Source organism: Bradyrhizobium sp. 164, assembly GCF_023073715.1.
In the GTDB taxonomy this organism is placed as follows: domain Bacteria; phylum Pseudomonadota; class Alphaproteobacteria; order Rhizobiales; family Xanthobacteraceae; genus Bradyrhizobium.
Genome location: NZ_JADPKA010000076.1, coordinates 44,678 through 69,263, shown reverse-complemented (window position 1 = coordinate 69,263; position 24,586 = coordinate 44,678). Strand labels below are relative to the sequence as shown.

The following is a 24,586-nucleotide window of genomic DNA, read 5'->3' as shown; positions in this document are numbered from 1 at the left end:
TTTCAATTTGTGTCACCATACCCCCGCCGTCGCGAAATGACGTGAGGCCCCTATACTGCGGGACGACGTCGATTGGTCGCAGGAGAGGCTTTCGATGCGGACGATTCTGGCTGGCTCGGCTCTCGTGGGTTTGGCGTTGTGCAGTGCAGTTGAAGGCGCAGCCCGCGCCGCCGAGCCCTCGCCGGAGCTGATCGCCTACGGCAAGACGCTGGTCGAAGCCGGCAACTGCGCGGGCTGCCACACCGCCGATCCGGCAAAGCCGTTCGCCGGCGGAAAGCGCATCGATACGCCCTTCGGTGCGATCTACGCGCCAAACCTGACGCCAGACCGCGACGTCGGGATCGGCGCCTGGACCGATGCCGACTTCACGCGCGCCTTGCGCTATGGCCTCGCGCCTGACGGTTCGAACTACTACCCGGCGTTTCCCTATCCCTATTTCACGCGGATGACGAAGGACGACACGCTGGCGATCCGGGCCTATCTGGGAACGCTGGCGCCCGTCGCCAACCGCAACAAGCCGCCGGAGCTGCGCTGGCCGTTCGGTTATCGCGGGCTGATGCGGGTGTGGAACTATATGTACTTTAAGCCCGGCCTGTTCGAGCCGGACCAGAGCCAGAGCGCCGCGTGGAACAGAGGCGGCTATCTCGTCACCGGTCTCGGCCATTGCGGCGCCTGCCACACGCCGAAGAACTATTTTGGCGCGGACAAGCAAGCGCAGGCGCTGTCCGGCAACGAGGTCGGCGGTTGGTATGCCCCAAGGCTCGACGGCGCCGCGCGCACCGGGCTGAAGTCGTGGAGCGCCGACGATATCACCGAATATCTGCAAAGCGGCCGCAACGCCAAAAGCCATGCCGGCGGGCCGATGGCGGAGGTGATCGTCAACTCGACCTCGAAGATGAGCGATGCCGACGTGCGTGCGATCGCGGTCTACCTGAAGAGCCTGCCGCCGGCGCGGCGCGAGACCATCGTGACGCCGGCTGACGTTGCCGAGATGAAGGCCGGCCAGGCGGTCTACGCAAAGCTCTGTGTCGCCTGCCACGAGGCCGACGGCACAGGCAGCCCACGGATCTATCCGCCGCTGCCCGGCAACGCCCTGCTGCAATCGGTCAATCCGTCCTCCACCTTGCGCATCATCCTCGATGGCGCCCACACCGTGACGACGGCGCGCGCGCCCAACACCGCCGAGATGCCGGCCTATGCCAAGCAATTGTCCGACGACGAGATCGCGGCAGTGACGAACTACATCCGCAATTCCTGGGGCAATGCGGGCCCAATGGTGACGCCGGCGCAGGTGGCAAAGGCGAGGAAGGAAGAGCCGTAAATCCGCGCCGTCGCCTTCTCTCGGTCATTGGCGAGCAATCCAAAGTCTTTCGCGGAGGGATTCTGGATTTGCTTCGCGGAGCCTGTCATCGGGCCGCGCTTCGCGCGTCGGCCTCTCGCAAGCGGAGCGAGGCGAAGAAAGCGCGCTATTTCTTTTCATCCCCGGTGAACACGAATTTCGGCATCTCCCATCTGTAGCGGACCGCGAGCAGACGGAAGCTGAGGCCGAGCACGAAGGTCAGGATCGTCCAGAGCTCGGCATTGAGATTGAGAGCGAAGGCGGTGGCGTAGAACAGCCCGGTCACGACCGAGACGCTGGCGTAGAGTTCGGATCGGAACAGGAGCGGCACGTCGTTGCAGAGCACGTCGCGCAGCACGCCGCCGGCGCAGCCTGTCACCATGCCCGAGACGATCACGATCGGCAGCGAGGCATCCATCTGCCAGCCGACATTGCAGCCGATCATGGTGAAGACGACGAGGCCGATGGCATCGAGAACGATGAAAGCGAGGTGCAGCCGATGCACCAGCCGCGCGATCAGGATCGTCAGCAGCGCTGCCCCGCCCGGCAGCGCGAGGTAGATCGGGTTGGCGACCCACACCAGCGGATAGTGACCGAGAAACAGGTCGCGCAGTGTGCCACCGCCAAGCGCGGTCACGCAGGCGAGAAGACAAACGCCGACATAGTCCATGCTCCCTCGACCGGCGGCCAGCGCGGCCGTCATGCCCTCCGCCGTCAAGGCGACCAACGCCAGAAGATGCAGGACGCCGTCCGTCGGCGGCAGGCTCCACATGGATTTGTTCTCCCTCTGTGGAACCTGGTCCACGGTTCCCGTAGACAAGGTCCTGATTCCCGCGGCGGGAGCAACATGCGACGAAAGCATAAAGCGCCGGGAACGGAATCTCGCATCCACGGGTTGTCCCGCGGCAATAACCCGAGGAGACCAATCGATGGCTGACGACCGTTTTCCCAACGATCCGTACCGCCCGAACCTCGCCGACGATGAGTATCTTCGCGCGGCGCGCCGGGATGCCGACCTTCAGGCCGATCCCGAGCTTGGCGAAGGCCCCGCCTCCAGCGGCAAGGTTGCGCTGTTCGCCGTTGCGATTGCGCTGGTGCTGGGTGCCGTGTTCTACGGCCTGAACAATACCAGCACGACCAACCAGGCCAGCAACGCGCCGACGTCGCAGACCGCGCAGACGCAGCCGACCAATCCGACCGCGCCTCCCGGCATGCGCGACGTGACGCCGCGCAACAACACCGGGCCGGGCGTGACCACGGGTGCAGCACCGAGCAAGCCGGCGCCCGATACGCAGACGCCGTCTGACGGCGCGAAGTAAAAGTAACACGATAGCTCGCCCGCTGACCTGGCGGGACCCAGCACTCCGAGACCGTCGTGGCCAAATCAAAAGCCGCGGCGTACTGGATGCCCGGCCCGTGCGCAATTGCGCACTAGGCGGGGCAGGACACCGAGAGGCTACGAGAGCGGCGGGACCCAAAAAGGTCCCGCCGCTTTTCCTTTGGGTCAGCTGAACATCTTGTTGAGCTCGCCGCCGGAATAGCCATTGCCGAGCTCGGTGAAGGTCCCCTGCTCCGCCATTTCCTTGGCCGCGCGCATGAAACCGCCCCAGGCGGCGCGGGCGAGCGATCCGCCGACGCTGATGCGACGCACGCCGAGATCGGCCGCCTGCTGCAACGACAGGCCGGAGCCGCCGACCAGGAGATTGAACGGTTTTGGATGCACCGCCTTCACCACCGCCGCAATGTCCTCGCGGCTCTTCAGGCCCGGCGCATAAAGGCAATCAGCGCCGGCGTCCGCGTAGGCGGTGAGCCGGTCGATGACGAGCTTGAGATCGGTCGCGCCCCAAAGATAAGCCTCGCAGCGGCCGACCAGCAGCGTGCCGCTGTCGCCGATCGCCTTGCGCGAGGCCTTGATCCGCTCGACCGCGAGCGCGCGGTCGTAGAGCGGCTTGGCCTTGTCACCGGTGGAATCCTCGATCGACAGGCCGGCAACGCCGGTGCGGACACAGCGCTCGACATTGTCAGCGACCTTGTCCGGCTCGACGGCAAAGCCGCCCTCGAAATCCGCATTCACGGGAATGTCGACGGCGGAGCTCAATGCTGCCAGATGCTGACAGACCTCCTCGACGCTGACGTGATTATCGGCCTTGCCGATGGTCCAGGCAAAGCCCGCGCTCGATGACGCAATCGCCTTGAAACCGAGATGCTGCAACGCCTTGGCGCTGCCGACGTCAACCGGATTGGGCAGGATGAAGCAGCCGCTCTCGTGCATCTTCCTGAACGTCGCGCGCTTGTCAGCGGTTGTCACGTGCATGTTTCTCTCCCTTATTGGCCGCGAAGACATAGGCGCGCATTCAGGGCAGCGCTAGTGCGCGCCCGGCAGCACTAGTGCGCGCCCGGCAGCGCAAGTGCGCGCCCGGGCAGCGCTAGTGTGCATCGTGCACGGCGCGGCTGTCCTTCGGCGCCTGCTCGCGATCATTCATGCCGTAGTCACGGATGACGCTGGCGATGCGCAAATGATAATCGGCGAAGATCTTCGCCCTGCCTGTGGCCTGGGTACGGCGATGCTCCATCGTGTTGCGCCAGGCTTGCACGGCCGCCTCATCCCGCCAGAACGATACCGACAGGATCTTGCCCTTCTCGGTCAGGCTCTCGAAGCGCTCGACCGAGATGAAGCCGTCGATGGTTTGCAGGATGGGCTTCAGATCGGCCGCGAGGTCGAAATAGTCCTGGCGGTGTTCCGGCTTCGGCCAGACTTCGAAGATCACGGCGATCATGGGCGTCTCCTGCTAACGATGTCGTGGCCTACAATACCACCTTGCGCAGGAAGGTGCGCTCTTCCGCGAGGATGAACTTGTTCTCCTCGGCGAAATGGAAGTTCGCCATGCCTTCGGCGTCCTGCCGCAGCCGCGCCCGATAGGCTTCATAGGCGGCCAGACTCTCGAAGGTGATCAGCGCGAAGGCGATGTTGTTGGTGCCCTCATGCGGCATGAAGTAGCCGATCAGGTCGCCGCCGCATTTCGGGATGATGGTGAGCCAGCGTTTCGAATATTCCTCGAATTGGGCGCGCTTGAATGGATCAAGCTGGTAGCGGATGAAGACGGTGATGGACATGATGGGCTCCTGTGTTTCCGTCGTCGTTGCGAGCGCAGCGATCACCAAAGTCAGCCCCTCACCCTGAGGAGCCGCGTGCGCGGCGTCTCGAAGGGCGAGGCCACCATCCGGGCCTTCCTCCTTCGAGACGCGCGCAAAGGCGCGCTCCTCAGGATGAGGGTTAAGTAGTGAGGATCGCTTCGCCGTCGTTCGCAATGACGATTTGGTGAAAACCTACCTCCTTGCCGGACGTTGATGCTTCGGCTACCATCGAAGCATGAAATCAGGTCCTGACATCGCCATGGTCGCCTCCCTGGTCGGCGATCCCGCGCGCGCCAACATGCTCACCGCGCTGATGAACGGCCGTGCGCTGACCGCGAGCGAATTGGCACAGGAGGCCGGCATCACGCCGCAGACTGCGAGCTCGCACCTGTCGAAGCTCGAGGCCGGCGGCCTCGTCGAGCCGGAGAAGCAGGGCCGGCATCGCTACTACCGCCTCACCGATGACGACGTCGCCGGCGTGCTCGAGGGCCTGGCGGGGCTTGCCGCGCGGACCGGCCACATGCGCGTGCGCACCGGGCCGAAGGATCCGGCGTTGCGGCGCGCGCGGATCTGCTACGACCATCTCGCCGGCGATCTCGGCGTGCAGATGCTCGACACCATGCGCGCGCGGCAGCTGGTCAGGCAGAAGAAGCAGGAGATCGAGCTGACGGCGGAGGGCGAGCGCTTCCTCGCCAAGCATTTGCAGATCTCGCCCGACATGCTGACCCATCCGCGCCGCCCGGTGTGCAAGGCCTGTCTCGACTGGAGCGAGCGGCGGCATCATCTCGCCGGCACACTGGGGGCGGCCATGATGCAGCGCTTCGCCGAACTCAAATGGGCCGCACGCGACGCCACGCCCGGAAGCCGCGTTGTGAATTTCACCCGCACCGGCGAGAAACAGTTCGCTGCGCTGTTCGGGAATGGCAAGGACTGATCACGAAGCTGCGTGACGGCACACAATGCCGTGTGAACTCCCATTGTTGTCATGGCCGGGCTTGACCCGGCCATCCATCACTTTATGCGCACTGTCGTCCCGGGGCGATGCGGTGCAGCGAACTCGGAACCTCGAGATTCCGGGGTCGCGTCGTCGACGCGCCCCGGAATGACGGCTCCAAACACGAGACCCCCAATGAACCGCTTCCTCCGGGCCGCGCTCTGCGCCGCCCTCCTCGCATTCCCGCTCACATCCGCCCGCGCCGCCGACACCGCGCCGCGCGAGCCCTATGGCGCCGCGCTCGAAGGCTTTGCCTATCCCTATCCCGTGCACCTCTTGCCGCTCGTCAATGACGGCGAGCAGCTCAGCATGGCCTATATGGACGTGTCTGCCGCGGAGCCGAACGGCCGCACCGTGGTGCTGCTGCACGGGCGTAATTTCCCGTCAAGCTACTGGGCCCCCGTGATCAAGATGCTGAGCGAGGCGGGTTATCGCGTGGTCGTGCCGGACCAGGTCGGCTTCGGCAAATCCTCCAAGCCGCAGGGTGAACTCCATTTCGACACGCTGGCGCGCAACACGATTGCGCTGCTCGATCATCTCAAGATCGACAGGGCCGAGATCGTCGCTCATTCGCTCGGCGGCATGCTCGGTGTGCGCCTCGCCCGCGCCTATCCCGACCGCATCGCCCATCTGGTGCTGACCGCGCCGATCGGACTGGAGGACTACCGCCTCTACGTGCCGCCGACGCCGACCGAGAAGATGATCCAGACCGAGGACAAGCTCACGGCGGACGGCTATCGCAAGCAGCTCCAGACCAACTATTCGATCAAGCTGCCGCCGGAGGCGATCACCCCGTTCATCGATGCCCGTTTCAACATCAAGGGCAGCCCCGATTATCCGCGCTGGCTGCGCGCCTTCGTCAGCTCCGGCCAGATGATCTATCGCGAGCCGGTGGCACACGAGATCCCGCTCATCACACTGCCCACGCTGTTTGTGATGGGCGCCGACGATCACAACGCGCCGGGACGAGTGAGCGCGCCGGAGGCGCTGCGCGCCAAGATGGGGCAGAATGCCGAACTCGCGAAAGCGTTCGCCGCAAAGATGCCGAATGCGCGGGCCGAGGTGATCCCGGACACCGGCCATCTCGTCTTCCTGGAGGCGCTGGAGAAGTATCGGGAGCTGGTGCTGGAGTTTCTTGGCCGCTAGTGCCGTCGCCATCGCGTGAAGCGGCATGCGGAGCAATGTTCGTGCCGCATTCAGGTCATGATTGGCAGGCTTGGATCGCGATGTGTCGGCACGTCCCCGATTTAACGTGTCGAATCGTGTCTGTTGATTCATTGTTCGCCGCAAGCGCCATCCCCTAAGCCTCTCCCGAAGGACCAGAAGGAAGATCAAATGAAATACCTGTTCGCCGCCGTCATGCTCGCCAGCGCGGTCGTCGGTTTCAGCGAAGCGGCCAGCGCCGCCGGCGGCTGCGGCCCCGGCTGGTATCGTGGCCCCTATGGCGGCTGCCGTCCGATGCGCGGGGCAGTCGTTGTGCGCCCCGCGCCCGTAGTGGTCGCCCCGGCGCCGGTCGTCGTGGTGCCCCGCGCACGCGCGTGCCCCTATGGCTTCCGCTGGTACGCCGGCCGCTGCCGTCCGTTCTGATCCTTTCGCATTGCAAAATGGCCGCGCGGGACCGCCTGCGCGGCCAATTTCGTTTTGGCGCTAGTCGACGGTGTCCCTTGAGCGCGAGACGGGGACCGCCAGCGGCGATCCCCGGTCCAATTCGCGGTTGCCGCGGGCTTACCAGTAACGGCGGCGGTGCCAGCGCCGGCGACGCCAGCCCCAATGGCGGTGGCGCCAGCCCCAATGCCGGCCGCGCCCACGCCAGTGCACCTGCTCAGGTTTCGCCTGCCCGGCTTCTTCGCTGGTAGTGACTGCGGGATGAGCGTCTGAGTGACCTTGCGGCATGCGGGTGGGATCAGCGAGTGGCTGCGGTGACAGCGGCGCGGCCTGCACGGTCGCAGCGAAGGCGGCGGCTCCCGCCGTCACCCCCAGTGCAAGTTTCAAAAAATTTCGGCGCTCCATGACTTCTTCCTCTTGGATCATCGTGCCCGTGATGCCGAGTAAGTCTCGCGGTGACGACATGAACCGAAGCTGAATCATGCGTTCAGTTTCGATGAGAAGCGGACGGTATCGCCTGTCGCCTACGTCGCGAACTCCTGCGCCAGCACCAGCGTCTCGCGCGTGCGCCTCACTTCGGGCCAGTCGCGGTTGAAGTCGGCCGTCAGGCGCTTCAGCGCATCACCTTTCAGCATCGCCGCGAGCTTCGCCTCGTCATCGAACTGATACATGGCCTGATGCAGCGAGGGATCGTCCAGGCTCCAGAACCGCCAGGCCTTGGCTACGCCGAACGCCCTCACCGCATCGGGCAGATGTTCCGTCTCGTACCATCTGTCGAAGGCGGCGCGCTTGCTCGCGTCGGTGAGGGTGGCGCGGACGACGAAGAACGCTGATGGCATCGGGTTTCCTCCCATTGTTTGAGCGAAGACTAGCCGCTTCACTCGCCGGCGACAAAAACAGTTGTCACCGGTGTCGGAATGCGTGCCCTTTGCTCGTCCTTGGTCTGAGCCAAGATACGGAGAGACGACATGGCCGACCTCACGCTGACCACCTTCGACTGGGTTCCCGAGATGCCCAGGGGTTTCGTGCGCGACCTCCGTGTGCGCTGGGCGCTCGAAGAAGCCGCTTTGCCTTATCGCGTCGCGAGCGTGCCGTTCGAGGACCGCGGCGCCGCACATCTCGCGCACCAGCCCTTCGGCCAGGTGCCGTGGCTGACCGATGGCGACCTCTCGATCTTCGAGAGCGGCGCGATCCTGCTGCATCTCGGCGAGCGCAGCGACAAGCTGATGCCATCGGATCCGCGCCGCCGCAGCCAGGCGACGAAATGGGTGTTCGCCGCGCTCAATTCGGTGGAGATGGCGAGCCTGCCCTGGGCGATGCTGAACTTCATGGGCAATGCGGACGGCACGCCGGGATGGAAATTCCTAGACGGGTTCCTTACGGTTCGTCTCAAGCATCTCGAACCGGTGCTGGCCCGCCGCGAATGGTTGGCGGGGTCCTTCTCCGTCGCCGACATCCTGATGTCGGACGTGCTGCGCCCCGTCGACCGTTTCGAGGGACTTGCGAACCACCCGGCCTGTCGCGCTTACCTCGCCCGGGCCACGGCCCGCCCGGCCTTCCTCAAAGCCCGCGCGGACCAAATGGCGCATTTCGCCGCGGGGGATGCGGCCCGCCGAGCGTGACCTGCCGCACATCATTAACCCGGTGGTAAGCGTACGCTCATAGCCATCGGAACGAAGCAATTTGCCTCAAATTATTCGAGGCGAAAGGTGACCCATGGCCCGTATCGCGTATCTCAAAGAACAGATTGCCCGCGCCGAGCGCTTGGCAAAGGCGATCCTCGACCAGCAAACCGCGGAACGCCTTCAGGCCTTCGCAGCCGAATGCCGCGCGGAGTTGCAGGTGCTGACGCTCAGGACTGCGGCGTAGGGCGTGCGACGCGTCGCGTCACACCAGCTTCAGCGGCGTATCGGCAACGACGCGAAGATCGATGCTTCCGATCAGCGCCGAACGACGCGCCTCCGCAGCACTGATGGCCTCGTCCGTCTGCCGCAACGTGCTGACGTTCGAGCCGAGCGAGACGATCCCACCCAACACCAGAGCGATCGATCCGAGCGCGGCGGTCTGGCCTAATCCCAACAGACCGAGGATCGTGACGAGCAGCAGCGCGGTCCCGCCGCCGATGGCGATCTTGGACGCCAGAATGTATTTCCGGCACCGCTCGGCAATCGCGGCGAGCGCTTCGATCCGCGCCTCGATATCGGAGATCTCATCGATCGGATCGTCTTCGGTCATGCGAATTCAGAAGATATTGGTAACCCGCATCAGCGAAGCGAGATGCGGGGCTTAGGCAAAGATCCGGATGTCGCTGCGCGCATCCGGGCTGTGTGCGCTCACAACGGCAAATTGTCGTGCTTCTTCGCCGGCATTTCCGTCTTCTTGTCCTTCAGCATCGCCAGCGCCCGGGCGATCCGCTTTCTTGTCGAATGCGGCATGATGACGTCGTCGATGTAGCCGCGCTCGGCGGCGATGAACGGCGATAAGAACCGGTCTTCGTATTCCTTGGTTCGCGCCGCGATCTTGTCGGGGTCGCCGATGTCACTGCGGAAGATGATCTCGACCGCGCCCTTGGCGCCCATCACCGCGATCTGTGCGGTCGGCCAGGCGTAGTTCATGTCGGCGCCGATCTCCTTGGAGGCCATGACGTCGAAGGCACCACCATAGGCCTTGCGGGTGATGATGGTCACCAGCGGCACGGTGCATTGCGAATAGGCGAACAGCAGCTTGGCGCCGTGCTTGATCAGGCCGCCATATTCCTGCGCGGTGCCCGGCAGGAAGCCCGGCACGTCGACGAAGGTGACGATCGGGATGTTGAAGGCGTCGCAGAAGCGGACGAAGCGCGCCGCTTTCCGCGACGCATCAGAGTCGAGCACGCCGGCCAGCACCATCGGCTGGTTTGCGACGAAGCCAACGGTGCGGCCCGCGATGCGGCCAAAGCCTGTGACGATGTTCTTGGCGAAGGCCTCCGCGATCTCGAAGAAGTCGCCCTCGTCCACGACCTTCAGGATCAATTCCTTCATATCGTAGGGCTTGTTCGGATTGTCGGGGATCAGCGTGTCGAGCGACATGTCGATGCGGCCGATGTCGTCGAAGCTCGGCCATTCCGGCACGCCGTCGGTGTTGTTGGATGGCAGGAAGTCGATCAGACGGCGCATCTGGAGCAGCGTCTCGACGTCGTTCTCGAAGGCGCCATCCGCGATCGAGGAGCGCGTGGCGTGCACCGAGGCGCCGCCGAGCTCTTCGGCCGTGACGACCTCGTTCGTTACCGTCTTCACGACGTCGGGGCCGGTGACGAACATGTAGCTGGTGTTCTTCACCATGAAGATGAAGTCGGTCATTGCGGGTGAATAGACGTCGCCCCCGGCGCACGGGCCCATGATGACGGAGATCTGCGGGATCACGCCCGAGGCGAGCACGTTGCGGCGAAACACGTAGGAATAGCCGGCCAGCGCGGCGACTCCCTCCTGGATACGGGCGCCGCCGGCGTCATAGAGGCCGATGATCGGCGCCCGCGCCTTCATCGCCATGTCCTGCAGCTTCGTGATCTTCAGCGCGTGGGTCTCGGACAGCGAGCCGCCGAACACGGTGAAATCCTTGGCGAAGACGAAGGTCTTGCGGCCATTGACGGTGCCCCAGCCGGTGACGACGCCATCGCCCGGGATCTTGTTCTTCTCCATGCCGAACTCGGTGGAGCGATGCTCGACGAACATGTCGAATTCCTCGAACGATCCCTTGTCGAGCAGGAGCTCGATGCGCTCGCGCGCGGTCAGCTTGCCGCGGGCGTGCTGCGCCTCGATGCGCTTCTCCCCGCCGCCGAGCTTGGCACCGGCACGACGATCTTCAAGGGCGTCCAGGATGTGTTTCATTTGCTCCCGCCAGTTCTTAAGCCTTAAGCGATGCCGGGTTCTAACACGGCATTTTGCGGCCCGGAAAGCGCCTTTCGGCGCCGCAGGGCTGCCCTGCCGCAGCGTGAAAGCGCAAGGAATTACAAAGTTTTGCCTGGGAGGCGAGCATGGCCAGGGGCATCGCCAGGACAGGCCGGGTTCGGCTTCGCCCCTCTCGGCGGGAGCGCCCGATCCTGGCCGTCGCCCGCAAATTGCCGTCCAGCCCGGTTGACCAGGCCAGCCGATTCAGGCTTGCTCCGAACCCACGATCAGGCGCCAATGTTGCGTGAGCCGAGTTGGTACGGCGGCGGTCCTCATGTCTGGCGCAAGCATCGCGCAATGTCCACGATGATCGTCCCAGCGCGCGAGCCTGTTGTTGCACCCGATCAAAATCCTGAGAGGAGATCCGATGCCGAGGGCATTCCGCGTTGCTGTGGCGCTCTTTATATCGACTCTGTTCGCGGGCATTGGCGCCAACGCACAATCGCTTCCGAAAGAGGTCGCCACCCGCGCCGAGATCTACCCGATCCCCTCGCTCACCCTCTCCGACCAGCAATTCCTCAGTGGTGATGCGGCGGCCGGCAAGCCGGTGACGGTCGCGGGCGAACTGCGTGTCGCGCAAGGGACCGGAAAACTCCCCGTCGTGGTGCTGATGCACGGCTCGAGCGGCGTCGGCGCCACTACGGAAGCCTGGGTGCACGCGTTCAACGCTATGGGCATCTCCACCTTCGTGATCGACGGCTTTACAGGGCGCGGCCTGACGGTGGTCGGGCCGAACCAGGCCTTGCTGGGCCGACTCAATTTGATCGTGGACATCTACCGGTCGCTGGAGATTTTGGCGAAGCATCCCCGCGTCGATCCTGACCGCATCGTGCTGATGGGCTTTTCACGCGGCGGACAGGCGACGCTCTATGCGAGCCTCGAGCGCTTCAACAAGCTGTGGAATAAGTCAGGCATCCAGTTCGCGGCCTATATCCCGTTCTATCCGGATTGCTCGACGACCTATGTTGGCGATAGCGAAGTCGTCGCGCGACCGATCCGCATCTTCCACGGCGCGCCCGACGACTACAATCCCGTGAAAAGCTGCAGGGCTTTCGTCGAGCGGCTCAAGGCGGTCGGGCGACGTGGTGCTGACCGAATATCCTGACAGTGCACATGGGTTCGACAGCGGCCTGCTCGGCCTCAACACCGTCACTGTGTCCGCCAACGCGCAAACCGTGCGCAACTGCCATATCAAGGAAGGTGACGGCGGCGTGTTGATGAACGGCGATACCAACGCGCCCTTCTCCTACAAGGACGCCTGTGTCGAGCTCAACCCGCATGTCGGCGGCAATCCGAAGACAGCCGCCGAAGCGCGCAAGGCCGTGGAGGAGTTTTTGCAGGTGCTGTTCAAATTGGGGTGAGACTGTTTGCTCCGCCCCAGCTCTCGTAGGGTGGGCAAAGCGGAGCGTGCCCACCAATCACAGTCATGAGACGAAGGTGGGGCGCGGCGCTGCGTGCCTTTGCCCACCCTACGGTACTGCAGTTTGTCGCGAGCTCCTCGCAATGGCGAGCCTTACGGCTCCCCTGGCTTGAACGGCTCCTCCTTGCCAGGCGGCACCGTCTCCTCGGCCATTGCCAGCAGCATCGCGACCATCACGTAATTGCCGGCAACTGCAGTGAGATCGACAATCTGCTGGTCGTTGAACACCTTCTTCGCGCGCGCATAAGTCTCGTCGGTGACTTTCTTGGTGGTGGTGAGCTCGGTGACGAAGTCGTAGACCACCGCCTCGTCATCGGCCATCTTCGACGGCCGCTTGTTGGCCTTCAGCTCCGCGATGATGTCGGCCGACAGCCCTGCCTTCGCCGCCAGCGGCGCGTGCGCGTACCATTCCACCTGCGACCGCCATTGACGCCCGATGATCAGGATCGCGAACTCGTTGAGCTTGACCGGGACCGAGGTCTCCCAGCGCAGATAGTGGAACAGGTCGAACAGGCGCTGGCCGAGCACGGGGCTGCGGATCATCGAATTGTAGGGTCCGCCGATGCCGACGCTCGACACCTTCATGATCTGCTCGCCGAGCGGCTTCTGCCTGGCGTCGAGCTGATCCATGGTGAGCTGCGGAAACCGTGGCTCCTTGCTGGTGGCGGGGCCGGCAAACATCGTGGCAGCGAACCAGCCGCTTGCTGCGGCAAGCGTGAGCGACGACAGCCAGAGCGGCGTTGCATTCATTTTCCATCCTCCCGGTTTTCTTTGGCGGGAGGATGCTAGTCGAGCGGCACCAGCGCGGTAGCGCTAGATCGCACCAATATCGGCAAGGCAGGCTTGCGTCAGCGTCATGCGGGCTTCGATGTGGCGTGGCTCGCGGCAGTCGATGTTGAGCGCGAACACGGTGTGCGCTTCGCCTTTCTCGGCCCAGCCCACCATCCAGCCGAGCGACGGCTCGCCGCGCTCAGCACCAAGCAGGCCGGACTTGGCGCGAATGACGCTTTCGCCCACCTTGGTCACCGGCAGGATGTCGCAGACGAGATCCTGGCTGCGCTTGCTGATCGGCAGCGCGCGCCGGCGCAGCCGGTCGACGAAGTCGATCTGCTCGACGGCATCGATGCGCAAGGCCCCGGTGAGCCAGAACTGGTCGATGCCGCCGCCGATGTCGCGGTTGCCGTAGTCGAACTCGTCAACATACTTTTGCATGCGCTGCTGGCCGATGCGGCGCGCGATCTCCTGATAGACCGGCACCGCACTGACTGCAATCGCAGTCCGCAGCGTGTGATCCTTGTTCCAGGCCTCGATCGGACGCTTCACGCCGTCCCAGGGAAACACGTCCTTGTCGGGGTCAGTGACCACACCGGTCTCGAGCGCAATCAACGAGTTTGGAATCTTGAAGGTCGAGGCCGGCAGCTTCCCCTCGCCCGAGCGCTCCTTGTCGCTGGCGACGATCAGATAGTCCTCGACCTTGTAGCCGACGAAGGTGCCCGATGTGCCGAGATCGGTGAAGCGTTTGGCCAAGCTGTCGCGGATTTCGTTGCGCGGCGGCGCGACGTGAGCGAGCGCGCGTGACGGCACGGTGGCGGCTGCGGCAAGCAGACCGAGGGTGGAACGACGGGTCAGCAAGAGCGGTATCCAATGATGATGAGAGTGGTCGCGACAATGCCGCCGATATCTGGTGAAACGATGACAGGTTATTTCTTGAGCACGATGTTTTTTCGGAAGACCGCTCCACACTTTGCGCTAACGCGGTCCTCCGGGGTCCGGATCATGCTCTACCGCCCGCGACCCGAAAGCCGCAGCACGAACACCAGCACTTCGGCGACGGCCTTGTAGAGGTCTGGAGGGATCTCCTCGCCGAGCTCGAGCTTGGAGAGCGCGCCGGCCAAGACCTCGTTCTCCTCGATCGGAATGTCATGGGCCTTGGCGATCTCGACGATCTTTTCACCGATCGTGCCCTTGCCCTTGGCGACGACGACGGGGGCGTTGGTGCCCTTCTCGTAGTGCAGGGCAATCGCAAGCTTGGAGGCGTCGCTCATGTGGCCCGATCCAGGAAATGTCCGGCGCGGGCCGGCGCCGGTTGCGGCGGGGTGCCCTCGCGCACCACGATATCACCGGGCTTGAGCTCGGCTCTCGTCAGTGCCTGGTTGAGTTCACCGATTCCGGCGCGGAGCTGCTGCGCCGTCGCCGGCCGCTCCGCCCACATCCGCACAAAAGTCTTGTCGCCGCTCAGCGTGATCAGCGCATGCACGGGACCTGCCGGCTCGACATTAAGTGAGAAGCGCGCGCGCCAGGCACGCGTGGCGGGATCGGCGGATTCGTTGCCGCCGTCGCGCGAGATCTCGAACTGCGCCATCGCGGTGCCCTGTTGGGTTGCGAAGGGAATTTCGAAACTCCATTGCGGCACGGCCGGGTCGATGCGGTGGCCGGAGGCATCGGCGCGATCAGGGAGCGAGGCGATCTGAAGCAATGTCTGCCGCGCGATCGCGGCATCGGTGTCGTCGAGCAGACGGTGCACGGTTGCAGCGAGCGGGGTATCGGGCGCGAGCGATGGCGAGGCGATGGGTTGGGGCACCGGCAATGCGCCGCGGAACGGTGGTGGCGCGGTCGCATGGGTGGCCACCTCGAAGATGTGGCCATCCGGTACGGCCTTGTTGGAGCCGGGCACGTTGCCGATGATCCGCGGCAGGTTCTGCGTCATCTCCTGCAAGAGGCTGGCGGCAAGGCCGGCCGTCACGGTTCGCGGCATCGCCATTTGTGGCGCCTTGGCAGCCATGTCGGCGAGGACCGCGGCCGCGAGATTAGCGCCGCGCGGATGTTGCGCCGTTTGGGCAATATCGGGGGCCGCTGACGACAATGCGGCCTGCGCGGCCTCACCTGCTGCCTGCGCCGGCGCGGCGTTGACCTGCGGTGTGCCCGTGGCGCTGGCAGGAATGGCGGCGCCTTGCGTCTGAGGCGAGGTTGTCCCGAGCGCGGCCAGCGTCTGGCGCAGCACGAGCAACGCCGCTTTCAAATCGGGCGTTGCGCCGGACGCCGGCGTGCGGCCGGCGGCCAGCGAGGCTTCGAGGAAGAGGCCAGACTTTTGGAAGGCAGTCTCGATATCGCCGCCGTCGAGCCCGGCGTTGAGCGGCGTCTGCTGCGCCAGCACGTCCAGCACGGCCTGCTTCAGCCCCGCCGGCAAATCGCTGCCGACGACGACCGCGGCGAGATTGGCGAATAGCGGCGCTTGGCTGCCCTGCCTGGTCACGGCCTCGGCGGACGCCGCAGTGACGGCAATCTGCTCCGCTGGCGTCAGCGTATTGCGCGCAGCGCTCGTCGACGGCGCAAGCGGCGGGCTATCCATCAGCGAGGCCGCAGCCGGCGTCAGCGTAATCTGATCGGACGCCGCCCCGTCTGCCCCGCCCACGACGACGGCGAGCCGGATGGTGCCGTCGTTCTGCGACACCGCGAGCTGGAGATTCTGCCCCGGCGACAACGCCACTTCCGACATCACGTCCATCGAAAGGTTGGCGATTGCGATCCGCACGAGATTGTCGGCGAGCACGCTGACCACTTTGGCGTCGACAACGCTGCCGGCCTGAAGCACGAGATCGGGCGTCGCCGCGTCAGCCACAGGGCTGGCGGCGCTGATCGGAACGATCGAGCTTATCGGCGTCGGCATCTCGAAGGGCCCAGGGAATGCTGGCGCCACCCTAAGGCCGCCTCGTAAACCTCTCGTTAAGGACCTTCCGGTGCTTGCGGCTTTACCGTCGCCAAGACCGTCACGGCGGCCTCGAAATCCCGCAGGCGCGTGGCGCGGCGAGCGGCCGCTTCCTCGTCCACGCCCCATTGGTCGATGTTCCAGTCCTCATCGACATGGGCGGCGGCCCAGACCTGCCCAGCATCGCGCACGCCATGGGCCAGGGCCAGCGCCAGCAGCGCCGAGCCGGTCAACGTTGTCACCATATGGAGCGCCGCGACCGACCAGGCATCCCCCGGCAGCGCGGCGCGCGCGGCCCTGACCGCCTCGTCCGGCTGCTTCACATGCATGATGCCTTCGGACAGGATGAAATGCGCGCCCAGCGTCTCTGCGGCCCAAAACAGCACGGGGTCCCAATGCGCGGCCTCGCGGGCAACCAGCCCTTCGGGGTGGCCGGCGCGATAGAACAACAGGTCGGTCTCGAAGTATTTTGCGAGGTCGTCGCTGACGAGATCGATCCGGTCGATCACACCCTCGACTACACTGTTGGCGATCCGCGTCAGTGGCATGGTCACGGGATCGATCGTCTCGCCCTGTGCCGCCCATTCGGCAGCAACCGCATCGGCGAGCTCGCGCGAGGGAATCAGCACCTGGCGGCCGGAGGGCGTGCGGATCGGCTTGCCGTCGAGGGCGATGGCGAAACCGCCCTCGGCCTCGACTGCGCCGGCATCCTTGTAGAAGCGCTTGCGCAGGGGCGCGCGCGCGGAGGCGCGCGCCGATTCCTGCGGATCCGACGCGGGTTGCCCCGCAGCTTCTTCGAACAATTCGCGCATGTGAGTCTTCGGTCCCGGTCGCTGAGTGCTAAGCTTTCAAAGATAAGGGCGGCGGGCGACAAAGCGAGCGGCAGGCATAAGGGAACTTGCGGGCATTGCGGCCCGTTCGCCGGGCTTTGGCTGGCCCCGGCGCCTAGCCCTACTCCTCCGGCGCGTTCTCGATCGGATCAAACCGGGTTGCGTCGAGCCCGAGCAGATTCCACGATTGCTGCATATGCGGCGGCAGTGGTGCCGTGGCGTCGATCACGCCGCCGCGCGGATGCGGAATGACGATCCGGCGTGCCAGGAGATGCAGACGGTTTTGCAAGCCACCCGGCAGCTGCCAGTTCTCGATGTTGAAATATTTGGGGTCGCCGACGATGGGATGGCCGATATGGGCCATGTGGGCGCGGAGCTGGTGGGTGCGTCCCGTCACCGGCTTCAGCGACACCCAGGTCAGCTTGTTGCCGGCGGTCTCGACCATCGCATAGTAGGTCACCGCGTGGCTTGCACCCTCATCGCCATGCTGGGCGATGCGCATGATAGTGTCGTCCTCGCCCTCCTCCTTCGCGAGAAAGGTCGAGATGCGGCCCTGCTTCGGCTTCGGCAGGCCCGGGACCAGCGCCCAATAGACCTTTCGCGCCGACCGCGAGCGGAACGCGCCGGTCAGATGCGAGGCGGCAAAGCGCGTCTTGGCGATCAGGAGACAGCCCGACGTCTCCCGGTCGATACGGTGCACGAGGCGCGGCTTCTGGCCTTTGGAATCGCGCATCACCTCCAGCATCTGGTCGATGTGCCGCGTCATGCCCGAGCCGCCCTGCACGGCAAGTCCGGCGGGCTTGTTGAGCACGAGCACGTCATCGTCCTCCCAGATCGTCATCTCCTTCAGCGCGGCCAGCGTCTTCTGCGCGGCTTCCGAGAGTGGGCCGGCGGCCTTCGGCGTGTCGAGCTTCAGCGGCGGAATGCGGACGCTCTGGCCCTCCTCCAGGCGGTCCTTGCTGTCGACGCGCTTGCCGTCGACGCGCAGCTCGCCTTTGCGCACGACGCGCTGGATGTGGGAGAACGACAGGCCGGGAAAGCGTGCTTCGAGAAAGCGGTCGACGCGCATGTTGTTCTCGTCGGCCGTGACGGTGACAGTCTGCACCTTGGTCGGCAGCAATGCCTCGACGGACTTTTCCGGCGCGGTCTTTTCCAGCGCAGCTTTGGGTGCGCGCCGCTCGGCGCGCTCGCCTGCAAAGCGCGGCGGCTTGCTCGCTGCCTTGCCGCCCGGCCGCGGCCCCGCTTTCTGCGCGCTGCGCGCCTTGAAGGGACGCGCGTCACCGCGCTCGTCGCGCGAACGGGGCTTTGGGTTCATTCTCTTGATGCGGCGGCTCATGGCTGCCTGCCTATCCCAAAAGAGCCCTTTCGTCACGACGAAATGGCGATTGGGCCTCAGCCACCCCGCTCCTTGCGCAGCTTGGCCCAGTAATCCAGCCGTGTTCTGATCTCGCGCTCGAAACCGCGCTCGGGCGGGTCATAAAAAGTCTGGCGGCCCAGGGCTTCCGGGAAATAATCCTGGCCGGAGAAGGCTTCCGGCGTGTCGTGGTCGTATTCGTAAGCTGCGCCGTAGCCTTCCGACTTCATCAGCTTGGTCGGGGAATTGAGGATGTGTTTTGGCGGCAGGAGCGAGCCGGCCTGTTTTGCCACCTGCATCGCCGTGCCGAAGGCAGTGTAGACCGCGTTCGATTTCGGCGCGGTGGCGAGATAGACCACGGCCTGCGCGATCGCGAGCTCCCCCTCGGGATGGCCGAGAAAGTCGAAGGCGTCCTTAGCCGCATTGGCGATGACGAGCGCCTGTGGATCGGCAAGCCCGATGTCCTCCACGGCCATGCGCACGACGCGGCGGGCCAGGAACAGCGGATCCTCGCCGGCATCGAGCATGCGCGCGAGGTAATAGAGCGCGGCATCGGGATCAGAGCCGCGCACCGATTTATGCAGCGCCGAGATCAGGTTGTAATGGCCATCGGCCGACTTGTCGTAGATCGGGGCGCGGCGCTGCAAAATCTCCTGCAGCTGCGCGGCGTCGAAAATCTCGTCCTTGCGCGCGGCGCGCCAGACTTCCTCGGCGAGCGTCAGCGAGGCACGTCCGTCGCCGTCGGCCATGCGCACCAGAACCGCGCGTGCCTCGGCATCGAGCGGCAGCTTCTTGCCCTCGACCGCCTCGGCATGGGCGAACAGCTTTTCGATCGCGGCAGCATCGAGCGAGCGAAACACCAGGACGCGCGCGCGAGAGAGCAACGCCGCGTTGAGCTCGAACGACGGATTCTCGGTGGTGGCGCCGACCAGGACCACCGTGCCGTCTTCCATCACAGGCAGAAACGAATCCTGCTGGGCACGATTAAATCGATGCACCTCATCGACGAACAGCAGCGTGCCCTTGCCCGTCTCGCGGCGGGCGCGCGCGGCATCGAAGGCCTTCTTCAAATCGGCGACACCGGAGAACACCGCGGAAATCTGCTCGAAATGCAGGTCGGTTGCATCCGCCAGCAGCCGCGCCACCGTGGTCTTGCCGGTACCCGGCGGCCCCCAGAAGATGAGCGAGCCGAGCGTGCGCGTCTCCAGCATGCGCGTCAGCGCACCGTCCGGACCGAGGATGTGGTCCTGGCCCACAACCTCCGACAGCGCGCGCGGACGCAGCCGGTCCGGCAGCGGATGTGGAGCGTCGTGATCGAGCCCCGCCGCGGCGAAGAGAGTTGGCGTCTCCTGTGGTCGCTTCGAACTCATCCGCCTAGCGTGACGTTGATCTGCTGGCCGCCGCGCACCAGCGTGATGCGCCAGATCCGCGACCGCTCGCCGGCAGCCTTCTCGAGGTCCCCGGTCTTGCTGATCTTTTGGTTGTTGACGGCCAGGATGATGTCGCCTTTCTGAAAACCGACATTTGCGGCCGCGGTATCGCCGCCGATATCGGTGATCACGACGCCTTCGGTGTCGGCATCCAGATGCAATTCGTCGGCGAGCGCCGGCGTGATGGTCGAGACTTTCGCGCCCTGGAATGGCGAGCGCGCGGTCACGACGAGCTCGTTGCGGCCGGTGTCGGGGGCAGTCTCCAGCGCCACCGTCAGCTTGACCGGCTTGCTGCCGCGCTGCACGTCGATCTGCGCGGTACCGCCCAGCGGACGGGTTGCGAAGCGGTAGTCGAAGGCATTGGGATCGTCCACGATCTGGCCGTCGATCCCGGTGATGAGGTCGGAGGATTTCAGGCCGGCCTTCGCCGCGGGGCCATTCGGCACCACGCTTGCGACCAGCGCGCCGGTCGGCGAACGCAAGCCGAGGCTTTCGGCGATCTCGGGCGTCACCGCCTGCAATTTTGCCCCCAGCCACGGCCGCTTCACTGCCTTGCCGCCACTCTTGGCGGAAGCGACGACGACGCGCACCATGTTGGCGGGAATGGCAAAGCCGATACCTTGCGAGCCGCCGGAGCGCGAATAGATCGCAGTGTTGATGCCGGCGAGCTTGCCGCTCATGTCGACCAGCGCGCCGCCGGAATTGCCGGGATTGATCGCCGCATCGGTCTGGATGAAGAACTGGTAATCGGTGATGCCGACCTGCGTGCGCGCCAGCGCCGAGATGATGCCGTGGGTCACGGTCTGGCCGACGCCGAAGGGATTGCCGATGGCGAGGACGACGTCACCGACCAGCAATTCGTCGGAATTGGTGAAGTCCAGGGTCGGGAATTTCTCCTTGGAGTCCTTCAGGCGGAGCACGGCGAGATCGGTGCGGGAATCCTTCAGCAGGATCTCGGCCTCGAATTCGCGCTTGTCCGACAATGACACTTTCACCTGGTCCGCGCCCTCGATGACGTGGACGTTGGTGACGACGAGGCCGGAGGCATCGACGATGACTCCGGAGCCGAGCGAACGCTGCATCTGCTCGGGCTGCTGGCCCGGCACGCCGAAGAAACGGCGGAAGATCGGGTCGTCGAGCAGCGGATTGCGGTTCTGCACCACCTTGGCGGCATAGACGTTGACGACGGCCGGCTGCACACGCTGCACGATCGGTGCATAGGACAGCCGCAGCTCGGCCGGCGACGATGGCACCCGACGGTCCTGCGCAGCAGTCGGATTGAAGTGGGCTGAAAACGCTATGCACAGGGCCGCGACGACGGCGCTCCAGGTCGATCGAAACATTCCTACCTCTTGGAAAAGACGCCGGAATATAGGCGCGTTCGCCCGCCAATAGAAGGGCGCCGGGCGGCAATATTCGGCCTCTTCCCCGTGGTGTCCGAGATGCAAGCACAGCGTACTAAGCGGCAATTTGCCAGAGTGATGGATTGGCATGATGCGCGTCATCCACCATTGTAGTGTCGAGCGGATTCGGTTGCGGCGAATTGGCATCAGTGGGAACCGCGCAACCGGGCGCAGCGTCGCGGGGCAGTCATCGATCACACCTAGGCTCCGCCAGCGACTTGGGGAAGTTCGTCAAACGATGGAGTCATGACATGAGCAGAACAAGGATTGCGGCCACGGCGATCGGTCTCGCCGGCGCGCTGGCGGCCTCGCAGGCCCAAGCCCAGACCCAAACGGTAAGCAGCAGCGAGCAGGAGATCGCGCTGTTGAAGCAGCAGCTGAAGATGCTGGAGCAGAAGCTCGACAAGCTCCAGAGCCAGACCGCGGCGAACACGGCGGCTACGGCGAAGGCCAGAGCCGAAGCGAAGGCTGAAGCCAAGGCCGAGGCGCGCTCGGAGGCAAAGGCCGTCGTTGCCAACGCCAATGCGGCAATCCCCGTCAAAGGACCGGCGCCGGCCTCCGGTGTGGTCGTGACGATGCCGAACAACCGGCCAACTGTCTGCACCGCCGACCAGGCCAATTGCGTCGCCATCACCAGCCGCCTGCACTGGGATGTCGGTGGTTATGACTATCGTCCAAACACCGCGGCGACCGTGCCGCAGAAGCTCGACAGCGGCCAGAACGTTCGCCGCGCGCGCATCGGCCTGACCGGCAAGTTCTTCAACGACTGGAACTTCGCGCTGGTCTACGACTTCGGCGGCTCGTCCGATGGATTTGGCGGCGCGGCGCCGGGATCCCTTCCGGGCGGTGGCGTCTCCGGGGTCGAGAACGCCTATCTCAGCTACACCGGCTTGAAGCCGTTCGGCGGACGGATGGCGATCGAGGCCGGCATCATGGACCTGCCCTACACCATGGACGAGGCGACGAGCTCCAACGACATCATGTTCATGGAGCGCGCCTCGCCCGGCGTGATCGCCACCAACATCGCGGCCGGCGACTTCCGCTCCGCAGCCGGTGCGCGCTGGTTCAACGACCAGCTCTGGATCGGCGGCTATGTCACGGGACCGTCGACCGGTGCGATCCACTCCGCGTCGAGCGCGGCACCACCCGGTACCAGCGAGCAATATGGCGCCGTGGCGCGCGTGGCCGGCAATCCGATCAGCGGCAAGGACTATTCGGTGCATATCGGCGCCGACGCGCAATGGCTGATCCAGCCGCCGCGCAACCTGATCGCCAACACGCAGACGGTCACGCTCAGCGACCGTCCGGAATTGCGTCTCGACCCGACCACGCTGATCTCCACCGGCGCTATCGCCAATGCCTCAGGCGCGCAGGTCTACAGCGTCGAGGCAGCGGCGACGTACGGCCCGTTCATCGTTCAGGGTGAGTACTTTTGGTACAATGTCGATCGCACAGCCAATACCGGCGTGCCGCTGGTCGGCGCACCGAGCCTGAAATTCCAGGGCGGCTATGCCCAGGCCGGATACGTGCTGACGGGCGAAGGCCGGACCTACAATGCGGCGAACGCGGCTTATAGCGGCGTCAAGCCGGCGCACCCGTTCTCGCTCGACGGTGGCGGCTGGGGCGCCTGGGAGATCGCGGGACGTTTCTCCACCATCGATCTCAACGACCAGCTGGCAACCGCCAACGGCGTCGCCGGCGGACGGCAGACGGTCTACACGCTCGCGCTCAACTGGTACGTCAACGGCAACGTCCGCTTCATGCTCGACTACCTGCACGGAACTGTGTCACGGCAGGCCGCGCCGATCTCGACCGCCGATGTCGGCTCGAAGTTCGACGCCGTCGCGATGCGCACACAGTTCGCGTTCTGAGGCAATCTCATCCGGGAGCAGAACGATCCGCTCCCGGATGTTTACGCCGCGCGCTTCGGCTTCTTCACCACGACCGGCGGCGGCGCACAGGACAGCCGCTGCTGGTGGCTCTCGCCCCAGGCCTTCAGGATGTCGATGACTGGCTTGAGGCTCTCGCCGAGTTCGGAGAGGCAATACTCCACGCGCGGCGGCACCTCCGCATAGACCTTCCGAATCACGAGCTTGTCCTCCTCCAGCGCGCGAAGCTGCTTGGTCAGCATGCGCTGGGTGATGCCGGGCATCCGGCGGCGCAATTCGCCGAAGCGCTGGGTGCCGCTCTGGAGGTGGTAGAGGATGACACCCTTCCACTTGCCGTCGATCAGATCCAGCGTCGCCTCGACCGAGCAGCCGGGGCGCCGGGCAAAATTGCGCCGTTTCATGCGTGTTTTCCCGATAGTATCCAAACAGGGACTATATCCCCAAATTTACAGTACTTGCCAAATCGGGGCCAGAGCGACAGTTAGGGCGGCGGGCGAACAGAAGCCATCTGATGGAGACAAGCCATGAAGGCCGTCGGCTACAAGAAATCGCTTCCGATCGAGGACGCGGATTCACTCATTGATTTCGAGACCGCAAAACCCGAGCCCGGAGGGCGCGACATCCGCGTCGCCGTGAAGGCGATTTCGGCCAACCCGGTCGACTACAAGGTGCGCAAGCGCGCCACCCCGTCCGAGGGCGAGATCAAGATCCTCGGCTATGACGCGGCGGGCGTCGTCGATGCCATCGGTCCCGACGTCACGCTGTTCAAGCCAGGTGATGAAGTGTTTTACGCTGGTTCTATTCTGCGTCAGGGCACCAACTCGGAATACCACCTGGTTGAGGAGCGCATCGTCGGCAACAAGCCGAAGAGCCTGTCGTTCGCGCAAGCGGCCGCCCTTCCCCTCACCTCCATCACCGCATGGGAGCTTCTGTTCGACCGTCTCGGCGCAGTACCCGGCAAGAGCGTCGATCCGCGCACACTGCTGATCACTGGTGGCGCCGGTGGCGTCGGCTCGATTCTGATCCAGCTCGCCCGCCGCCTCACTGGCCTCACGGTGCTCGCGACCGCGACGCGGCCGGAGTCGCAAAAATGGTGCCTCGATCTCGGCGCCCATGCGGTGATCGACCACGGCAAGCCGATGAAGGAGCAGATCGAGAGCTTGAGGCTGCCGCCGGTCGCGTTGGTCGCAAGCCTCACCTTCACTGACCAGCACTACAAGGCGATCGCTGAGTTCATGGCACCGCAGGGCAAGTTCGGCCTGATCGACGATCCGCAGGAATTCGCCATGAGCACATTCAAGGGCAAGGCGATCTCGGTGCACTGGGAGTCGATGTTCACGCGTTCCTCGTTCCAGACCCCCGACATGATCGCGCAGCATCATCTGCTCAATGACGTCGCCGACCTCATCGACAAGGGCGTGTTGCGCACCACGCTCGACCAGACCTTCGGCACCATCAATGCGGCCAACCTCAAGCGCGCGCACGCGCTGCTCGAAAGCGGCAAGTCACGCGGCAAGATCGTGCTGGAGGGGTGGTAGCGGCTCCGGCGTCGGTG

Annotated in this window: 26 protein-coding genes and 1 pseudogene; 10 read left to right on the top strand and 17 right to left on the bottom strand. The window is 64.9% G+C overall.

Features of this window, described 5'->3' with window-relative positions; translation table 11 throughout:
* The first annotated feature begins 94 nt into the window (after positions 1 to 94).
* A complete protein-coding gene (locus IVB01_RS24305; RefSeq protein ID WP_247276214.1) occupies positions 95 to 1,321 on the top strand; it encodes a c-type cytochrome in 1,227 nt (408 codons plus the stop codon).
* Positions 1,322 to 1,466: 145 nt separating this feature from the next.
* On the opposite strand, the gene IVB01_RS24300 is transcribed toward IVB01_RS24305, so the two are convergent.
* A complete protein-coding gene (locus IVB01_RS24300) occupies positions 1,467 to 2,111 on the bottom strand; it encodes a trimeric intracellular cation channel family protein (protein ID WP_247276213.1) in 645 nt (214 codons plus the stop codon).
* Between the two features lie 157 nt (positions 2,112 to 2,268).
* Here IVB01_RS24300 and IVB01_RS24295 point away from each other — a divergent pair, with 157 nt between their 5' ends.
* Positions 2,269 to 2,658, top strand: a complete 390-nt coding sequence (locus tag IVB01_RS24295; RefSeq protein ID WP_247276212.1) for a hypothetical protein — start codon at positions 2,269 to 2,271, stop codon at positions 2,656 to 2,658.
* 185 nt (positions 2,659 to 2,843) lie between these two features.
* Here IVB01_RS24295 and IVB01_RS24290 read toward each other — a convergent pair whose 3' ends face one another.
* The 3 genes from IVB01_RS24290 to IVB01_RS24280 form a co-directional block, all read right to left on the bottom strand.
* Positions 2,844 to 3,653, bottom strand: coding sequence for an isocitrate lyase/phosphoenolpyruvate mutase family protein (locus IVB01_RS24290; protein ID WP_247276211.1), 810 nt, complete (start codon positions 3,651 to 3,653; stop codon positions 2,844 to 2,846).
* A 112-nt stretch (positions 3,654 to 3,765) separates the two neighbouring features.
* Complete coding sequence (locus IVB01_RS24285) at positions 3,766 to 4,116, bottom strand: antibiotic biosynthesis monooxygenase (protein WP_247276210.1); 351 nt, start codon at positions 4,114 to 4,116, stop codon at positions 3,766 to 3,768.
* Positions 4,117 to 4,144: 28 nt separating this feature from the next.
* The gene (locus IVB01_RS24280) at positions 4,145 to 4,453 is read right to left on the bottom strand and encodes an NIPSNAP family protein (RefSeq protein ID WP_247276209.1); all 309 of its coding nucleotides are present in this window, start codon (positions 4,451 to 4,453) and stop codon (positions 4,145 to 4,147) included.
* A 256-nt stretch (positions 4,454 to 4,709) separates the two neighbouring features.
* On the opposite strand from IVB01_RS24280, the gene IVB01_RS24275 reads away from it, so the two are divergent.
* From IVB01_RS24275 to IVB01_RS24265, 3 genes are all read left to right on the top strand, one after another.
* A complete protein-coding gene (locus tag IVB01_RS24275; RefSeq protein ID WP_247276208.1) occupies positions 4,710 to 5,408 on the top strand; it encodes a winged helix-turn-helix domain-containing protein in 699 nt (232 codons plus the stop codon).
* Positions 5,409 to 5,603: 195 nt separating this feature from the next.
* The gene (locus IVB01_RS24270) at positions 5,604 to 6,614 is read left to right on the top strand and encodes an alpha/beta hydrolase (protein ID WP_247276207.1); all 1,011 of its coding nucleotides are present in this window, start codon (positions 5,604 to 5,606) and stop codon (positions 6,612 to 6,614) included.
* A gap of 189 nt (positions 6,615 to 6,803) precedes the next feature.
* Complete coding sequence (locus IVB01_RS24265) at positions 6,804 to 7,055, top strand: hypothetical protein (protein ID WP_247276206.1); 252 nt, start codon at positions 6,804 to 6,806, stop codon at positions 7,053 to 7,055.
* A 138-nt stretch (positions 7,056 to 7,193) separates the two neighbouring features.
* Here the strand turns inward: IVB01_RS24265 and IVB01_RS24260 are convergent, their stop codons facing one another.
* On the bottom strand, positions 7,194 to 7,478 hold the full coding sequence (locus IVB01_RS24260) for a twin-arginine translocation signal domain-containing protein (protein WP_247276205.1): 285 nt from the start codon (positions 7,476 to 7,478) through the stop codon (positions 7,194 to 7,196).
* A 119-nt stretch (positions 7,479 to 7,597) separates the two neighbouring features.
* Positions 7,598 to 7,912, bottom strand: a complete 315-nt coding sequence (locus IVB01_RS24255) for a hypothetical protein (RefSeq protein WP_247276204.1) — start codon at positions 7,910 to 7,912, stop codon at positions 7,598 to 7,600.
* Between the two features lie 129 nt (positions 7,913 to 8,041).
* On the opposite strand from IVB01_RS24255, the gene IVB01_RS24250 reads away from it, so the two are divergent.
* Together IVB01_RS24250 and IVB01_RS24245 are read left to right on the top strand one after the other, a co-directional pair.
* Complete coding sequence (locus IVB01_RS24250; RefSeq protein ID WP_247276203.1) at positions 8,042 to 8,695, top strand: glutathione S-transferase family protein; 654 nt, start codon at positions 8,042 to 8,044, stop codon at positions 8,693 to 8,695.
* A gap of 94 nt (positions 8,696 to 8,789) precedes the next feature.
* Complete coding sequence (locus IVB01_RS24245) at positions 8,790 to 8,942, top strand: hypothetical protein (protein ID WP_247276202.1); 153 nt, start codon at positions 8,790 to 8,792, stop codon at positions 8,940 to 8,942.
* Positions 8,943 to 8,960: 18 nt separating this feature from the next.
* On the opposite strand, the gene IVB01_RS24240 is transcribed toward IVB01_RS24245, so the two are convergent.
* Both IVB01_RS24240 and IVB01_RS24235 read right to left on the bottom strand, forming a co-directional pair.
* Positions 8,961 to 9,308 carry a hypothetical protein gene (locus IVB01_RS24240; RefSeq protein WP_247494931.1) on the bottom strand — a complete coding sequence of 116 codons (348 nt, stop codon included), beginning with the start codon at positions 9,306 to 9,308 and terminating at the stop codon, positions 8,961 to 8,963.
* A 98-nt stretch (positions 9,309 to 9,406) separates the two neighbouring features.
* On the bottom strand, positions 9,407 to 10,939 hold the full coding sequence (locus IVB01_RS24235) for an acyl-CoA carboxylase subunit beta (RefSeq protein ID WP_247276200.1): 1,533 nt from the start codon (positions 10,937 to 10,939) through the stop codon (positions 9,407 to 9,409).
* Positions 10,940 to 11,366: 427 nt separating this feature from the next.
* On the opposite strand from IVB01_RS24235, the pseudogene IVB01_RS24230 reads away from it, so the two are divergent.
* Positions 11,367 to 12,360: pseudogene (locus IVB01_RS24230) on the top strand (dienelactone hydrolase family protein).
* Between the two features lie 152 nt (positions 12,361 to 12,512).
* Here the strand turns inward: IVB01_RS24230 and IVB01_RS24225 are convergent.
* The 8 genes from IVB01_RS24225 to IVB01_RS24190 all read right to left on the bottom strand — a co-directional run bounded on the left by IVB01_RS24225 (position 12,513) and on the right by IVB01_RS24190 (position 21,082).
* Entirely contained in the window at positions 12,513 to 13,169 is a 657-nt protein-coding gene (locus IVB01_RS24225; RefSeq protein ID WP_247276199.1) for a carboxymuconolactone decarboxylase family protein, read from the bottom strand.
* A 63-nt stretch (positions 13,170 to 13,232) separates the two neighbouring features.
* On the bottom strand, positions 13,233 to 14,051 hold the full coding sequence (blaOXA, locus tag IVB01_RS24220; RefSeq protein WP_247276198.1) for a class D beta-lactamase: 819 nt from the start codon (positions 14,049 to 14,051) through the stop codon (positions 13,233 to 13,235).
* Between the two features lie 149 nt (positions 14,052 to 14,200).
* Entirely contained in the window at positions 14,201 to 14,464 is a 264-nt protein-coding gene (locus tag IVB01_RS24215) for an EscU/YscU/HrcU family type III secretion system export apparatus switch protein (protein ID WP_247276197.1), read from the bottom strand.
* Complete coding sequence (locus IVB01_RS24210) at positions 14,461 to 16,086, bottom strand: flagellar hook-length control protein FliK (protein ID WP_247276196.1); 1,626 nt, start codon at positions 16,084 to 16,086, stop codon at positions 14,461 to 14,463. Before IVB01_RS24210 ends, IVB01_RS24215 begins: the two co-directional genes overlap by 4 nt.
* Before the next feature lie 56 nt (positions 16,087 to 16,142).
* Positions 16,143 to 16,937: an ATP12 family protein gene (locus IVB01_RS24205; RefSeq protein ID WP_247416832.1), complete on the bottom strand. Its 795-nt coding sequence runs from the start codon at positions 16,935 to 16,937 to the stop codon at positions 16,143 to 16,145.
* A 139-nt stretch (positions 16,938 to 17,076) separates the two neighbouring features.
* Positions 17,077 to 18,291 carry an RluA family pseudouridine synthase gene (locus tag IVB01_RS24200; protein ID WP_247276194.1) on the bottom strand — a complete coding sequence of 405 codons (1,215 nt, stop codon included), beginning with the start codon at positions 18,289 to 18,291 and terminating at the stop codon, positions 17,077 to 17,079.
* A 56-nt stretch (positions 18,292 to 18,347) separates the two neighbouring features.
* Entirely contained in the window at positions 18,348 to 19,679 is a 1,332-nt protein-coding gene (locus IVB01_RS24195; protein WP_247276193.1) for a replication-associated recombination protein A, read from the bottom strand.
* Complete coding sequence (locus IVB01_RS24190) at positions 19,676 to 21,082, bottom strand: DegQ family serine endoprotease (RefSeq protein ID WP_247276192.1); 1,407 nt, start codon at positions 21,080 to 21,082, stop codon at positions 19,676 to 19,678. Before IVB01_RS24190 ends, IVB01_RS24195 begins: the two co-directional genes overlap by 4 nt.
* A 311-nt stretch (positions 21,083 to 21,393) precedes the next feature.
* On the opposite strand from IVB01_RS24190, the gene IVB01_RS24185 reads away from it, so the two are divergent.
* Positions 21,394 to 23,013, top strand: a complete 1,620-nt coding sequence (locus tag IVB01_RS24185; protein ID WP_247494930.1) for an OprO/OprP family phosphate-selective porin — start codon at positions 21,394 to 21,396, stop codon at positions 23,011 to 23,013.
* A 41-nt stretch (positions 23,014 to 23,054) separates the two neighbouring features.
* Here the strand turns inward: IVB01_RS24185 and IVB01_RS24180 are convergent, their stop codons facing one another.
* Positions 23,055 to 23,432, bottom strand: a complete 378-nt coding sequence (locus IVB01_RS24180; RefSeq protein WP_018647266.1) for a helix-turn-helix domain-containing protein — start codon at positions 23,430 to 23,432, stop codon at positions 23,055 to 23,057.
* Between the two features lie 123 nt (positions 23,433 to 23,555).
* On the opposite strand from IVB01_RS24180, the gene IVB01_RS24175 reads away from it, so the two are divergent.
* On the top strand, positions 23,556 to 24,569 hold the full coding sequence (locus IVB01_RS24175; protein WP_247279375.1) for a zinc-binding alcohol dehydrogenase family protein: 1,014 nt from the start codon (positions 23,556 to 23,558) through the stop codon (positions 24,567 to 24,569).
* Positions 24,570 to 24,586 lie beyond the last annotated feature (17 nt).